Source organism: Avibacterium sp. 21-599 (genome assembly GCF_026226765.1).
GTDB lineage: Bacteria > Pseudomonadota > Gammaproteobacteria > Enterobacterales > Pasteurellaceae > Avibacterium.
Window position 1 is genome coordinate 1,936,560 of record NZ_JAKKOB010000001.1, and the last position, 15,279, is coordinate 1,951,838.

Below are 15,279 nucleotides of genomic sequence, written 5' to 3' on the forward strand. Positions count from 1 at the left end.
ATCAATGCATCCTTCCTCGTTGAAGTAACTCACATTGAACTAAAATATCCCCCTGATACTGCTTATCAAATCGCATCCAGAAGGCAAACGCATTTTCTTTGGTTAACGCCACCTCTGGTGCTGTCCAGAGTGATATATCAAATTGTATTAATGCATTAGCAAGCTGATGCAGTGAGTAATGATGCGCATACCAAAGAGGGAATACCTTGTTTTCAAAAAATCGTAATCGTTCCTCATCAAACATGCCAGTGCTGGAGCAGTAAAAAGATTGACTATCTAAATCAATCAGACAATCAGGCACAGTTAAAACTGATACAGATTTATTCGCCATAGATATTGTCATTTTCTTGCATTTCCTCGTCTTTACGTACATCAAACGTCGTTTGTCTATACTGTGATTGTTGAAAGGCCTCAAGGACATCTTGATTGGGTTTATACTCATCCACCCCTTCCCACCAAGATTGGCTAGTTTGATAGTTTTCTCGCATATACCCCACTAATTTTTGTAAAGATTCAGGCATACAATCGTCTTTTCCTTTTGCAGGCAACGGCATCCGTATTTTCCATAATTTACCGCCCTCTAACAAGGCAAAGGCTTGTCCTTTCGGTAAATTAATGATATCTGAAGGAGAGATCAATTTTTGTCTGCTCGTTATAACGCGATCGCCAGTGCTTGAGTTAAAATCTTTACTATCACCTGGATCGCTAGAGTCTGTAACATTTGACATAGCCATCACATCTAACACACTGACCTCAGGTAATTGATTTGTTAAGAGCTCCGCCGTTGAAAACTCTTTAACCCGGAACATTAAAAGAGAATTAAAGTTACCAATAATTTGCCCCGCTTTCGCCCGATTACCAATACGTGCTTCCACATCAGATAATGTCTGGGTATAGGCAATCACATTAATCCCCGCACCACGTGCTTTATTCAGTAAAGGGATAAATTCATCACCAATCAGTTCATTAAATTCATCGGCATGCACATTGATCACCGTTTTTTTGTTAGAAGATTGAGGGAGACTATCATTGACCCCAAATTTATAAATATGACCGGCCATCGACACTAAGTCTGCAAACATACTGTTCCCTACTGATGCAGCCACAACTAAATCAGATAAGGCATCAAGTCCCACATAAACAATGGCTTTTTTACGAATCACCGTTTCCCAATCAAAAATCGGCCTTGGATCAGAGACATCGGAATAATCAGGAGATAATAGTTTAGAAACTTTCCCTGTCGTGAGTTTTTCCAATAATGGTAAAAGGGAGGCCACAATTTTATCAAAGTAGGTTTTATCATAGCGTACCGCACTACACAACCCATCTAAAATTGGCTCAAATTCTTTGCTTTCTCGAATATATTGCTCAACGGCAATCACCATCGGATCACGTCCTTTCATCGCAAGGGAAATCGTTTTTTGATCTAAATTCGCCGCAATCCCTGAAATAGCTAACCAAATTTGCGGATCTTTTTTATCAAAATAGGTTTTTGCATAATCTAAAAATAACGCATCAATACTGCGTACATAACGGGCAATACTCTCGTAATCAGGACGAATTCCTAGGGCAACTAATGCACGAGCGATAATATTAACAAATCGCCAAGCAAACTCTTTAAATGCAGCAGAATTCCCCGCACCACTTAATTGCCCTGAAATTCGTGACGCAACTTCTGTAATTTTGTTAAAACGCCCAATCGCGTTATAGCGTGCAGATACTTCGGGCCAACCAAGATGAAAGACATAGAATTCATTTTCTCGTCCGGCTCGTTTTGCTTCCGCATACATACGTAAAAGCATATCGGCATCGCCCTTAGGATCGACAACGATAACCACTTCACGTTCATCAAAATTACGTCCCCGATGAATATCTTGTGTGACAAGCACTTCTGCACAACGTGTTTTACCAACCCCAGTAGTCCCTTGAACCAAAGTATGACCTGCTCTATCGACCATAGAAAGCATCACATTCATCTCCTGTAATTCAACGCCATGTAACTCTGGCTTTCCCCCAACGGGAGGAAGAGGTCTAACAGGATTAAATATCGAATCTTTTGACGTCAACTTAGCTAGCATACTTTTCTCATGCTTACGCTCAAACTCTCTTGCAAAGTTAAATAACCAAGACGGTTGAATATAAGGTCGTGCTTGAGGCAGCCCACAATCATGTAAACGCTGAGTATGACGTTGCGTCCACAGAAAACCTTTTCCTAAAAACAAGTATTTTTGACTCACCGGAATTTGTTTACTGGTTAATTCATAATGAGGTAGGCGTTTTAAATTACGGTGATAGCGAAGAATCTGCCAACCTTGATAACCTCGTCGAATGCCTAATATCGCAAACCCACTTGCCATACCGTAACCGATATGAGGAGCTAATGCCACAGACCAAGGTGCAAAAGTACATAATACGGCAGCACCGCCACAAACAGCGGAAGTATAGAGTTCAACAGGGGGACGTAATAATGCTTCAACAAGATGTTGTTTACTCATTGAGTGATCCCCTCAGCGGTAAGTAAAAAAGGATAATGATAAATCCCTAATCGCTCTGCTAAACTGTCTGCGGGAGCCGGCATGATCATTAAGCCAGGGGCTAATTCTCGTAATGCTTGGAGTTCTTGTTGCGTTTCCACATTCACAACAATGCCCATTGCAGAAAGTGTCGCCAATTGCTGATAATGATCTTGCAACCAGTTTTTTGAAGATTCATCAGCATCAATTAAGAATAACGGCGAAGCACCGGGTAAATTGAACACTTGTGTTTCAACTTTTCCTGGAGATAGCTTATGGGAAACAACTGGTAACAATTGTTCTTCGTTTATCTCTGATGGAATTGCATTAGGATGTTGAGGTGCATTATCCGTATGTACTGGTTGAATAGGCTCATAAAAGCGAATAGCACTTTCCCCACCAAAATCACCTATCACGTTTAATTTTGCCATAACAGGAAATGAGATTGATAAAATGATGAACGGTAATACATAATTCAATTTCATAGCGGATTTACCCATTTAATACGATTAACGGAAGTCGGTTCAATCCATTTAACAGGAGAGGATATACTGGCTATATGATGATGCATGGTATTAGCAAGTTGCCACTGCTGATAGTAGCGCCCTTTTTGATAGGCAATAAAATCAGTAGGATTCATCCAGCGTTTCATCCCATTTTTACGCATATTTTCAATATCTTCTTGGGTGGAGCGCCCCTGCATTGCACGATGCAACCCTTCTAAACCGATATTGTGCGCCATATACAAGTTTGCATCTGTCGGCATAATTTGACGCTCTGCAAACTGTTCAATATGCCAACGTGCAAGTAATCCTGTTGCCAACGTATTAATTCGTTTATTACGGCGAGGATCAGCTGAAGTTCCTTTTGTCTTACTTGTAATGGCTTTCATTCCAATTGCTTTACCTTCAGGTTTTTGTGCCAGCCAATTCCAGGTTTTGACAGTAAATTGTCCGATCCCGGTTGCTCCACTAGGTGAAACCTTGCCATACCACCCATCTTCCATTTTAATGAGACCGCGTAACATAGCTTCACTGACTTGATAGCGTTGAGCGGATTCTTTGATATAGCCATCAATTTCATAGCCAAATCCTGAAAACGCCAATGCTGAGGAACATAAGGAAAAACTAAACAAACCTATTCCAATTAATAGACGAATCGTTCCCATTGCCCATCTCCTTTGACTTGATAAGCAACAGGCATCTTACCTTTTGCATATTTAAACCATTTGCCATTATCGTGATTTAACGTAATTTGACGGCGTCTTACCTTGTCAATGTCAATATTATTTTTCACTGCCCAATCACGGATTTTGTCATCTTTTTGCTCACTATCGACGACATAAATATCAAGTGGGACAGATTTTGCATAATCCATAATTTTACGTAAATCATCACGACAAGATTCACAATCGGTTCGAGTAAAATAAATCACGCGATTTTCAGCTGAAGACAAAGTCTGATTCGATTCATCCATTCGAAAAGGTAAGATATTTGGATAGAGTTTTTGGAATGCTTGATTATATGCAATTTGGAAAGCGATTTCTTTCTCTGCACGTTGAAACTCTTTTTTTGCTAATAATTCAGCAAAATGCTGTCTTTCTGATTCACTTCTTGCTTCAACCCCTAATGTAACAAGAGGATCGAGAGTAGGCGTCCAAATACCACGTGGGCCTTTCATTAATGCTTCATAACGCGTCCATTCCTCATGCGTTAATCCCCATTCAGACCATTTATCCACTTGGCTATGTTGTTCATTAATGTCCTGAACATTTACTCCTTGAGAAACCACATTCTGGATATGCTGTGCCTGATTTAATGTATTCAAGGTGGTTGAATGCTTTGTTTGTATTTCTGCAACACTCGACATCGACAATAGACTTGCAAGAAGGGATAAAGATAATGTGTGATAAAAAAATTTTGGCATAGTTCTATTCCTAAACGGTATATTTAGAAAAACTATGCCAAAAAACTGACTAAGGGATAATAAAAAACCCTACTGAATTTTAAAACAGTTTTTTAATCAAATCCAAAAGAAACACCCGCAGCACCTCCCACATTTTTTCGACTGTCAACACTGCCAGATAAGCTCAAGACAACATTTTCACGTGGTTTTACTTTAATACCTATGGCAACCGCACTTTCAGAGCCATAAGATCCTACACCTGCTCCAACAGTAAAGCGTTTACCTGGCACAGACTGGATTGCACTCATCGCCATTGCACTAGAAATGCCTGCTCTGGATTCCTTACGCAGGGATGATATGGCTTTATTGGTCTCTCTACGTAATTGATGAATTTCTTGATGTGCTTTATTCCTATTTTCCTGTACATAGTGATGAACCTGACCACTTGTTACAAGCCCTTTATTATTTGCCTCAATTTTATCGGCAACTAATTTTTCACGCCATTGTTCAATATCCTGCTGAGTAAGATTACTTGCATTTTTATCTGCTTTATTCGTCATATCAACGCGATTTAAGGTCGCATCTTCAATCGCTTTATACACCGTTTTCCCTGTCACAAGGTGAGTATCTGTTGATGAAATGGTTCCCGTTCCTAGTCTTTCAGCCCACTTACTTTCAACAATATTAGAGGCATCTATATTGGCTTTATTTACTAACTCAACCTTATCTGCCTTGCTTGCTAATGCTGTTTTATCTGCTTTTTTATCTAAATCTGTCTGAATAGCAGATTTGATCGTGGTATTATCAACATTCACGGCATAATGTGTTTTACCATTTTCGATAGTTTTAGATACCGTTGTGTTGGTACCATTAACAACGTCAACCGCATCACCGACTAAAGATTTAATCACTGTTTTCCCATTATCAGTAATATTATCAAGATCGGTATTCGCTTTAGCATTTAAATTAGAATGAATGGCTGTTATCGCCGAGTTATCTGCTTTTTTATCTAATGCAGTATGTAAGGTATCCCCTGTAATTAAACCAGTATTCCCGACCTCTGTGATACCATCACCTAATGCGGCTTTCCACTTGGTTTTATCATCCGCCGTCAGGTTACTTGCATCTATATTGGCTTTATTTACTAACTCAGCCTTATCTGCCTTGCTCGCTAATGCTGTTTTATCTGCTTTTTTATCTAAATCTGTCTGAATAGCAGATTTGATCGTGGTATTATCAACATTTACGGCATATAAAAATCCGTAGAAAGGTTAAGGCTAGTACCTTGCTCTACAGTAGATTTAAAAGCCGTAGCAGCTTGAGTTAAATCATTATCAGATGAGATATTAATATTGGGAAGAGATGATACAGCAGATAAACGGCTATTAAGATCATCAATTTTTGCATTCATTTCTCTAAAAAAAGAAGTAGAATTAGAAACTTCATTATTGTAAAGAGTTAACTGATTTTGCCAATCAATACGTGCATTTTCTTTTGCTAAACGTACTTGCTTAATACGCTCCCCTGCTTCAATTACTTTGGCGTGAGTTGCTCTCAATGCTTGAATTTGGTTTAATAATGTATTCACATTTTTTGTTGCATTATCAATTTCAGTAAGCTTTTGTCTATTCTCCGTTAGTTTTGCATCAATAGATTCTTTTGTTTCGTTTCCACCTGTAGCAACGGCATTTTTCCCCGTAGCCAAGGAATTTTTACCTGTCGCAATAGCGCCTGAACCTCTAGCCATTGAATTAGTACCCAATTCAAGCCCCGTACTATCATTTTTACTTTGAGTAATATTGATATTATAGGTATTTGCTAATGTATTCATGGAGATGAATGTAGAAATCAGTATCGCAATGGTTTTTTTTTCATTTAAACGTCCTCTTTACTTATTTTTTTATTTCATTTTCAACATGCACGGTATATTCTGCAGGCGTCGGTAATGTCACTCGACGTTCAAAACAAACTTCACGTTTAGAATCATTAACTGTGAGCTCGTGAGCTTCTCCAGCAAGCATTTGAAGTGCATCACGTAACTTCATCGGGCCAAATTTGTAATGCACTTTAGGGAGTGGAAGATTGAATAGATGAGTGATTTCTGGACTAGACAAACGACATAACGTATAGCCTGTATTATTTAATGTCTTTTCTAGACCTTGACGGACTGTGAGGCGATATTTATTTTTTCCTTTTCCTACCATATTGACAGACACTAATTGGGCCAATAAATATTTTTGCCCGCCCATTGGTGAGGTACTGATAAGCGTATATCGATCATAACGTACCACCTCTGGGTATTTTTGATATTCTGATGATTGATAAATATCTTCTTGAACGACTCTCGTTAACTGAAGAGGATTAGGTTGGATAGGTTGAGGGGCTTCATGATGTGGTGCTTTATTGGCACAACCTGTTAACAAAACACCACATAAAGCGAAGCAAAAGGGAGATTTATTCATATATTGCATCCTTTAGTTAAATGGGATTAGAGAAAATAACTATCGGAAGCACTATGCAAAAAAATGGCGTAATTTTTAACAGGAAATAAAATATGAAATCTTAACGATTAAATTTATTAGATATGTTAGAAAATTATTGAGACTCTGTTCAAATGACAAGGCGTTTATCAAAAGACGCAGTGGATCACTTTTCGATGATCTTACCGCATCTACCTAGTTCATTTTTGCATGATCATTAACACTCTCACAATAAGGTAAGTAAAAAACAATTTTTAAAATGACAATAAAAAACCCGTTTATTACATAATAAACGGGTTAGTGAGTTAAATATTAATGTAGTGTGGATTTGATTTCGTCCACTTTTGCCATAAACTCATCAAGCGTGTTAATCGCTTCACCATTAATACAAAAATGGCTATCAAAGTCATTCACAAAGGTAAAAACATCGATGCGTTCGTCATCTTCGGCTAAATCAAGCTGCTCAAAGAACAGGCATTCCAACCGACCAATAACCAGGCTTTGGTAAATATTACCAAGGTGAGGAATTTCCTTACAACCTCGTGCAATCTCCCAAACCTCTTCATCTTCAACGCTGGCATCAAAATGAAAGAGAATCTCTTCCCAATCGGCTAAATTTTCACTCACCCCGCCCATATAAAGCTGAGGTACTGTGTTATAGGTTCTATTGTAGTACACTGTGTTTCTCCTAATAATCAATCAGAGAGAAACACACCCTAAAGGGAAGTATTTCCCTCTAGGGTGAATAAAGTTAAAGATAAATGCGATTAATCCCAAAGCAATGTCGCTAACTCCACTTTTTTCGCCAATTCATTGACTTTTTTCTTGGCATAAGTGAGTGAATAGCTATGCTCACGTTTTTCTGGGTTATCCTTCAAATCTTGATTGTTTTCCTTGGCTTTAGCCAATTCAAACTGAAAATAATCAAGACTTTCAGGCATAGATAAATCAATGACTTCTGCACGCTCTCGCCAATAAGGGATTTTATCCTCATAGTGCTCAGCTTTTCGCATTTCGTCGACCGCTTTATCCATACGTTTAGCATTTCGCTCAATTAAAGCACGGTGTTGTCTCTCGCTATGGTGTCCCACTTTAATAGGTTCGCCTAAGCCTAAAAACTCACGCCCTTCATTGGCTGCTTCACAATATTGTTCGCTACGCGTTTGTGCATTGTCTGCTGCAGTTTGATAATGCTCTGCTTTTTTAAGTGCATAGGTCTGACGATTTAATCCATCACAACGCACGAAAGAATAAAAATAGAAGTCATCTTGTTGTTTCACAAGGTTATAGATTTCTACTTCCGTTTCTTTCCCATATTTACTGGTTAGCGTGATAATATCCCCTCGTTGATGAGGTTCAGGACATTTCGCCAGAAAAACATTTGGAACAAATTTTGCGTAAGTGTTAATCATCATAAGATATTCTCCAAAATTAAAGGGGAATATCTCACCCAAAAGGGAAATATTCCCCAATGGGTAAATTAAAACTAACTTAAATGGATGACTGCACTTATTTTGATAAAATAAATGCAGTCTAGGTAATTGATAAAAATAAACCTAAAAGAATTAATTAAACAACTTCATTAATCCCATTAGTACGCCGACACCCGCAAGAATAAATCCAGCCATCTTATACATCGCTGCAGTTAATCTCACTTCAAACTGTGATATTTCTTGCTTCAGCTCCAATTTCAGTTCTTTCAGATCTTCTTTTGTTGCCAAAGGTGAAACAGTTTGTCCTAACGCATCATCCAAAGCATCTGCTAAGGCTTCAGCCATTTCAGGTGACTGCTTTGCCTCTTGTAATTTTTTTACAAAACGCAATTTATCAAAACGAATTGGATTCATAGGAATCTCCATAATAGTCTCCATCTCGTATAAATATACTTCAAATTAAAACAAAGGTGTAATAAATATTAAAGGCGTCATCGCTCACTTAGTCATCACGATAAACATCCCCAGAAACCGTATTTACTGAACCATGAATGATTTCACTTTGTACATCACCACTAACGGTTTTAACGTTTCCTGAAACTGAGCCCTGTACAGAAACATCACCACTTACCGTTTCAATGTTCCTGACTTGACCTGTCACCGCGATATCTGCACTGCTCGCATCAATACTTTGCACATCACCAAAAACTTCAATATGCAAAACGGGGGCTTTCTCAAGCTCAATGACCTGCCCATCAACAACCAGCTGTGGCTCTTGAACAACAAGTTGTCCGTTCACCATGCTGACAATTTGTGGTGAGACCACCATATTTTTAATACGGACTTGAATGATTTGAGTAGCGACTTGTTTACCGTTGATATAAATGCCTTGTTTCATTGTTAATTTCTCCAAAATGGTTGAAAAAAAAGACTGACAACGATTGTCAGTCTTTATGAGTAAAATTATGCTTGCGTTTTTTCGGAATCTGCTTTTTCAGCTTCACGATATTTTAATTCACCATCAACCTTGACAGATTTGATGCGAATTAAACGACCTTTAAGCATTGTGCCAACATCACCTTTTTTGTGATATTTGCTCTCTGTTGTGTAGGTAAAGGTATCTACCCACAAATCTGCAATCACAAATGAAATCAACACTTTTTTATCAGCGTTAACTGCATCTTGACAGCGACGAATTAAATTTGCAGTCTCCTCACCTACGACATTCACATCGAAATAACGATATTCAGGCTCTTTCGCATCGCCGGTTAATGCAGCAATACGACAAGCAAGGAAAGGTTTACCTTTTTTCGGTGTCACTTCACGAACATTATTAAGGTATCCAATACCTTGTGTATGTAAATTGAAATAACTGGCATTTTGTGTAGATTGAGTAGTCATGATAAGTTTCTCCATAAGTAAAGAATAAAAAGACGGAGAAACATTCCTACCCAACACGGGAAAAATGTTTCCCGTCAGGGGTTAATTGATAAGAGGTAAAAGGTACACTCCCAAAAAATAGATAACGAAGAACTATTCTTTGTAATGGCTTTTCTGAGTGCTGAGCCAAATATGGGCTGTGAACTCTCTCTATCATCATAGAGCGTCGCTTTTCAAGAGTTCTGCGACTTATTAAAGTGCTATCAACGATAGCGACCTAACTAATCTGTAATGTACAACAGCTTAGGATAAAAATAGAACAATTAATTGAATATTGCTGTGACATAGTTAAATTTAACCACACAAGAAAGAATAAAAAAGAAAAGCCCTAGAAGCATTCACTTCTAGGGCATTGACTAAAAACAAGATAATAATCACGATTAACGATTTGATTAAATCAAGATAAAGATGACCATATAATACAGAAAATCATTGAATAGTTTCTGTTCTCGTCAAGACATCACTATCCATTTTACTCCATACTACCCAATAACAATGTGGTCATTTATTGGCATAACGCGCACCAAAATTGGCACAAAGGGCACTCGTTTTTTTCACCAGCGAGCTCTGGTAAAAACAAAGATACATTACTGCAAAGAAGAAAATGGACGCAAGGCTTCATCACCCAAAATGAACAGTCCACTTTTTTCTTTGCAGTAAGCAAGATAAAAATAAGGTAAAAGATACACTCGCAATTCTATTGCCGTCTTTTTCAGAGTGCTAAAGAACGTTTGGGATTTGTAGTTTTACGCTTGACCTAAACTACAAAAAGGTCATTAAAGCCTAGTCATTGTATCATTAGACAACCAATTAAAAAAGGTTTCCCATTTATAACAACTGTCCTCGCCCTTGTGAGGCAATTGAAACAGACTTTCTTCCTCGTTTCTTTTTTGCCCCAATATTTTCAATACCATCACACGCAGGGTATTTGGTACATCCCCAAAACGGCCCATTTTTGCCTGTCCGTTTTGCCATTGGACTTCCACACTTCGGACATTTTTTAATTTCAATATTACCCATTTTAATCCCTTGTTGCATACAGGAACCCATTAAATGGCGAATAAATGCCTCTTGTTTTTGCATAAATTCATCGAGTGACAACGACCGCTCTGCTATTTGATTAAGCGCTTGTTCCCAAAGTGCAGTGAGTCCTGGATTTTTAAGTAAATCGGGTAAGTTATCAATCAGCGTATTTCCCTCTACAGTCGCAAGCAATGATTTCCCTTTTTTCTTGATAAATCCTTTTTGTAATAACGTTTCGATTACCCCCGCACGGGTAGCTTCTGTGCCCAGCCCCTCTGTTTCTCGTAACCTTTGTTTTAAGCGTTCATCTGTAACAAAACGTGCGGCATTTTTCATCGCACTTAATAATGTACCCTCGGTATAATGTGAAGGCGGAGAGGTTTTTAATGCTCTCACGTCGGTATTTTGTATACTGCAAACCTCATTTTGGGCTAATTTAGGTAAACGTTGTTTATCTTCATCCTCATTATCTTCATCGTGATTATTCCCAAATAGCACTTTCCATCCCTGTGCAACAATCACTTTACCTTTTGCAATTAATTGATGATTACCAGCTTGCAATTGTATGGTCGTTTTATCTGTTTCAAAGTGTGGTAAAAACTGAGCCAAGTAACGCTGACAAATTAAATCATAGACTTTACGTTCATGTTCATTCATTTTTGTTAAGGAGACATTGCCAGCAGTTGGGATAATGCCATGGTGGGCCGTCACTTTTTTATCGTTCCAAGCGCGAGATTTTTGCGATAAATTTAAGTGTGAGGCAATTTTCTGCCAATTTGAATTGGCATTTAATATACTTTTAATAATTTTAGGCACGTCTGCAAATTGTGATTCCGGCAAATAACCACAATCAGTTCTGGGGTAAGTTGTCGCTTTATGCGTCTCATAAAGAGATTGTGCAATATCTAAGACTTGTTGAGCCCCCATCCCATATAACCGGTTGCACTCGCCTTGTAAGTCACTTAGTGCAAATAAAAGCGGTGGCGCATTTTTCTCTCGCTTAGTTTCCACATTCAGCACTTGAGCTGTAGAGACTTGGCGAATTTGTGCCTCTGCTTGCTGTATGACTTGAGCCTGTAAACATAATCCCGATTCATCTAAATAATTTTCTGGTACAACATATTGTGCGATAAATTGAGCTTGTTGCTGTGTAGTGAGTAACACGTTTAACGCATAGTGGTTTTTAGGCACAAAATTTGCGATTTCCCTATCTCGATTCACTACCATGGCTAAGGTTGGGCTTTGTACACGACCAACGCTTAATGGTGAACCCTGATATCCTTTTTGCTGAGCCAGTAACGTAAATAATCGGGAAAAGTTCATCCCAATTAACCAATCTGCACGACTACGTCCAAGGCCTGCATAATAGAGTGGTAAGGTTTCCTCATTACTTTTTAATGAGCTCAATGCTTTTCTAATACTGGCATCATCAAGTGCTGAGAGCCATAAACGCTGAATATGACCGCGATAACCCGCAATCTCTAATAATTCACGGGCAATCATTTCTCCCTCACGATCCGCATCGGTTGCAATAATTAAACTTTTGGCTTGCTTAATTAATTTGATGACCACGTTATACTGTTTCTTACCTTCCTTTTTAGGAGATACCCCCCATTTTTGCGGGATAATCGGTAATGTTTCAAATGACCAACGCTTATACGCAGGATCGTAATCTTCCGGTTGAAATTGTTCAACTAAATGACCAAATCCCCACGTTACACAAACAGATTTATCTGCATTAGCAAGAAATCCTTCACCTCGATGCGTTGCGCCAAGCACTTTAGCAATATCACTTCCTTGAGAGGGTTTTTCACATAAAAAGAGTTTCATTATTTCCCCCTATTTGTTTTTTGATGTGCATACTGGACTAATTCTTCAATAGAGATATGCTGCAATCCTTTCCTAATGAGCTCTTGTAGAATATCTGTTTCCTTTACCATCACTTTAGCCTGCATAATTGTTTCTACTGTTTTATCTGAAACTTGCTGCCATAATTCCATTTCAATATGTTTAGTCGACATAATTCACTCCTAATCTAAATATGTAACGTAGCTATTAATATTTTCTGAATATTTAGATTAGAAATTAACTAGGCACCTAGCAATGGAAAAATATTTTTGGTTCTATGACAGAATTGTAAATATAAAAAAAACTCTCGATTTTCATCGAGAGCCAATGCGAGATTGAGTATTTGTTATATTTATGACGCTATTTTTACAAAAATAAATTAATAAAAATAGTGTTATCTATTTTTCAGTAATTTTTAGTTAACTGTAAGTAAGATAATTATGACTATTTATTTTTCTACGCTAGTCAAATCAAACGTAGGCTAGTGTTGTAACTATACTAAATGCAATAAATCGAATGTTGACTAAACCCCTTATGTACTGGAGCAAATGGAATATCATCATCCAATTCATCCATTGAAGGTTGTGGTATCTCATTTATTTTGGTTTGCGGAGCAGTGGATACGGCCTGTACTGTTTGGTTTGCTTGATTTGAATGCCCATTTGGATTGGTATCAAGCATTTGCATAGAATCTGCAATAATTTCTGTCGTATATCTATCAATGCCATTTTGGTCTTTCCACTTACGTGTTTTGAGCTTACCTTCAACATAAATTTTAGAACCTTTATGTAGATAATCTCTTACCACTTCTGCAAGGCGGCGATAAAACACTATGCGGTGCCATTCTGTCACTTCACGACGTTCCCCTGTATTTCTATCTTTCCAAGTCTCACTTGTAGCAACACTAATGTTTGCGACAGACTCACCGCTTTGCATAACTCTCACTTCAGGCTCTGCACCTAAATGACCAACAATAATGACTTTATTGACACCTGCCATAACTTGCCCTTATATCCTCATATAATAATTAGATGTTCAATTTTCCATTATTAAACGCGATTCTAAGTAAAAATGGAGTGATTAATTCAACTTTATTTTTTAAGAATTATTGAGCCACTTATTTCATTTTATCTACAATCTCTTTTGTTAATTTACGCTCTTTCAAAAAGTAAGAGCGTTTTCTAGCTTGTGATACATTGCCATTTCTCGTCAAAGGTAAGGGGGCTTGCTCCCTTACCTTTAAAAGGCCTTTTAGTCTAGGCTTTGCATACAACCTCAAATCTAGGCTTTACCTACAAGAAAAATCTAGGCTTTACCTACAAGATTAGTCGTAATATTTTCGACCTGCGCCAATTTATCCCGACATTCTTTCAGCTGGCGAAGTATATGCACAGTGATAGCCATCTGCATATTTAGAACAATTCGTTCTTTTTCCGCCTGAAGCAATGCTCCCTTAAGCTCACTAGGTTGGGTTGGAGCAGATAATACCTCTTGAACGATTAACTGACCGTTCTTAGTATTATCAAAATTACGCCAACGTAAATAGCTAGCACCAGAACGACTTGTATTATCTTTAATAAATCGAATAGGTAAATGCCTAACAAGATTAGTTGATATCCCTTTAATCATCTCTGGTTGCAAATTAACAAATCCCTGACGCAACCTATTAAAGTCCTCAATGAGATTATCAAACTGCGCCAATGAATCAATGGGACTAAAAAGATTTCGCATCATCTGATGAAGATTTGTCTTCTGCGTCAATTCTCTATACATCCCCTCTGGGATTAAACTATATATGTTCATTCTTCGCCTCATATTCTGAATCTAAGCTCGTCACCTCACCCAATTCTGCTTCAGAACTCAACTGTCTAATGACTGGAGCAAACATAGCACGACGCTCGCCACTTAAAATATCTTGAGGTAATTCTAATTTAAAGCGTGCCACACACTCTTGATAGCGTTGGTTATTTTCAAGTGCATCTTGCCGGGTGATTCCAGAATAACGATAGGTTTCAACTACCCCAAAGCATTTACGGATAAGACTTGCACCAGCTTCTAACCACTCTCTGGCTTGTTCTTTAGTCATAAGGGCAATATGGCTGGCGGTCATAACAGAACGTGCAAGCACATCAAATTCAGAAAGTAGGTAAATGAGTTTATAACCGAGTTGTGAATTCACAAAAATAGGGTAGGTTACGGGCGAAATATTTTCGCACCGTGATATATCAATATTATCTGGTAAATTCTGGTTATATACATCAACAAGATCATTAACCAACTTTTTCATATTCTCCATATAGCTCAATACTTTTTCCTCAAACTGAATCAAATACCAATCGGCATAAGGATCGTCATTTGCGGCATCTTTTTGAATCTGCGATAAGATCGCAAGGCATCCTGGCATACTAAGAATAGGGGGTTTTACAATTTTATCGCCTTCACGTACAACGGCACGCCCTAACCATAATCTGGTTGCATATTGTGAATGCAAGGTAAGCGTAATATTACTACGTAAAGCACCCAGCTCTTGATTGTATTCTTGAGTCATATATTTTTCTCCTATGAATAGTCTATTTTTTAAACTCTGCCACCAGTGGCGGCACTTAGTATGTTTTTTGTACAAACTGCCACCTAGGG

General features: G+C 38.1%; 18 protein-coding genes. All 18 read right to left on the reverse strand.

The features are described from left to right. Position 1: 1 nt before the first annotated feature. Entirely contained in the window at positions 2-343 is a 342-nt protein-coding gene (locus L5B83_RS09220) for a hypothetical protein (RefSeq protein ID WP_265778272.1), read from the reverse strand. Then, positions 321-2,495, reverse strand: a complete 2,175-nt coding sequence (gene traD, locus L5B83_RS09225) for a type IV conjugative transfer system coupling protein TraD (RefSeq protein ID WP_265778273.1) — start codon at positions 2,493-2,495, stop codon at positions 321-323. The genes L5B83_RS09220 and traD overlap by 23 nt, the downstream gene beginning before the upstream one ends. Next, positions 2,492-2,998, reverse strand: a complete 507-nt coding sequence (locus L5B83_RS09230) for an integrating conjugative element protein (RefSeq protein WP_265778274.1) — start codon at positions 2,996-2,998, stop codon at positions 2,492-2,494. Before L5B83_RS09230 ends, traD begins: the two co-directional genes overlap by 4 nt. Next, positions 2,995-3,681, reverse strand: a complete 687-nt coding sequence (locus tag L5B83_RS09235; RefSeq protein ID WP_265778275.1) for a transglycosylase SLT domain-containing protein — start codon at positions 3,679-3,681, stop codon at positions 2,995-2,997. Before L5B83_RS09235 ends, L5B83_RS09230 begins: the two co-directional genes overlap by 4 nt. After that, entirely contained in the window at positions 3,660-4,439 is a 780-nt protein-coding gene (locus L5B83_RS09240; protein WP_265778276.1) for a TIGR03759 family integrating conjugative element protein, read from the reverse strand. The genes L5B83_RS09235 and L5B83_RS09240 overlap by 22 nt, the downstream gene beginning before the upstream one ends. Before the next feature lie 92 nt (positions 4,440-4,531). Then, on the reverse strand, positions 4,532-5,329 hold the full coding sequence (locus L5B83_RS12365) for a YadA C-terminal domain-containing protein (protein ID WP_265778277.1): 798 nt from the start codon (positions 5,327-5,329) through the stop codon (positions 4,532-4,534). Positions 5,330-5,661: 332 nt separating this feature from the next. Next, positions 5,662-6,249, reverse strand: a complete 588-nt coding sequence (locus tag L5B83_RS09250) for a hypothetical protein (protein WP_265778278.1) — start codon at positions 6,247-6,249, stop codon at positions 5,662-5,664. A 61-nt stretch (positions 6,250-6,310) separates the two neighbouring features. Next, positions 6,311-6,880 (reverse strand): PFGI-1 class ICE element type IV pilus protein PilL2, encoded by a 570-nt coding sequence (gene pilL2, locus L5B83_RS09255; protein WP_265778279.1) that lies wholly within the window; start codon positions 6,878-6,880, stop codon positions 6,311-6,313. Between the two features lie 330 nt (positions 6,881-7,210). Next, a complete protein-coding gene (locus L5B83_RS09260) occupies positions 7,211-7,576 on the reverse strand; it encodes a hypothetical protein (protein ID WP_265778280.1) in 366 nt (121 codons plus the stop codon). 89 nt (positions 7,577-7,665) lie between these two features. Next, positions 7,666-8,313 carry a DUF3560 domain-containing protein gene (locus tag L5B83_RS09265; RefSeq protein WP_265778281.1) on the reverse strand — a complete coding sequence of 216 codons (648 nt, stop codon included), beginning with the start codon at positions 8,311-8,313 and terminating at the stop codon, positions 7,666-7,668. Between the two features lie 150 nt (positions 8,314-8,463). Further along, positions 8,464-8,745, reverse strand: a complete 282-nt coding sequence (locus L5B83_RS09270; protein ID WP_442780632.1) for a hypothetical protein — start codon at positions 8,743-8,745, stop codon at positions 8,464-8,466. Between the two features lie 88 nt (positions 8,746-8,833). Next, positions 8,834-9,229, reverse strand: coding sequence for a heme utilization protein (locus L5B83_RS09275; protein ID WP_265778283.1), 396 nt, complete (start codon positions 9,227-9,229; stop codon positions 8,834-8,836). Between the two features lie 65 nt (positions 9,230-9,294). After that, positions 9,295-9,732: an STY4534 family ICE replication protein gene (locus L5B83_RS09280; protein WP_265778284.1), complete on the reverse strand. Its 438-nt coding sequence runs from the start codon at positions 9,730-9,732 to the stop codon at positions 9,295-9,297. 867 nt (positions 9,733-10,599) lie between these two features. Further along, the gene (locus L5B83_RS09285) at positions 10,600-12,624 is read right to left on the reverse strand and encodes a DNA topoisomerase III (RefSeq protein ID WP_265778285.1); all 2,025 of its coding nucleotides are present in this window, start codon (positions 12,622-12,624) and stop codon (positions 10,600-10,602) included. Continuing rightward, positions 12,624-12,815: a hypothetical protein gene (locus L5B83_RS09290; protein WP_265778286.1), complete on the reverse strand. Its 192-nt coding sequence runs from the start codon at positions 12,813-12,815 to the stop codon at positions 12,624-12,626. The genes L5B83_RS09285 and L5B83_RS09290 overlap by 1 nt, the downstream gene beginning before the upstream one ends. A 325-nt stretch (positions 12,816-13,140) precedes the next feature. Further along, positions 13,141-13,641 (reverse strand): single-stranded DNA-binding protein, encoded by a 501-nt coding sequence (ssb, locus tag L5B83_RS09295; protein ID WP_265778287.1) that lies wholly within the window; start codon positions 13,639-13,641, stop codon positions 13,141-13,143. 306 nt (positions 13,642-13,947) lie between these two features. After that, entirely contained in the window at positions 13,948-14,445 is a 498-nt protein-coding gene (locus tag L5B83_RS09300; protein WP_181021976.1) for a DUF3158 family protein, read from the reverse strand. Continuing rightward, positions 14,432-15,190 (reverse strand): PFL_4669 family integrating conjugative element protein, encoded by a 759-nt coding sequence (locus L5B83_RS09305; protein ID WP_265778288.1) that lies wholly within the window; start codon positions 15,188-15,190, stop codon positions 14,432-14,434. The genes L5B83_RS09300 and L5B83_RS09305 overlap by 14 nt, the downstream gene beginning before the upstream one ends. Between the last annotated feature and the right edge of the window lie 89 nt (positions 15,191-15,279).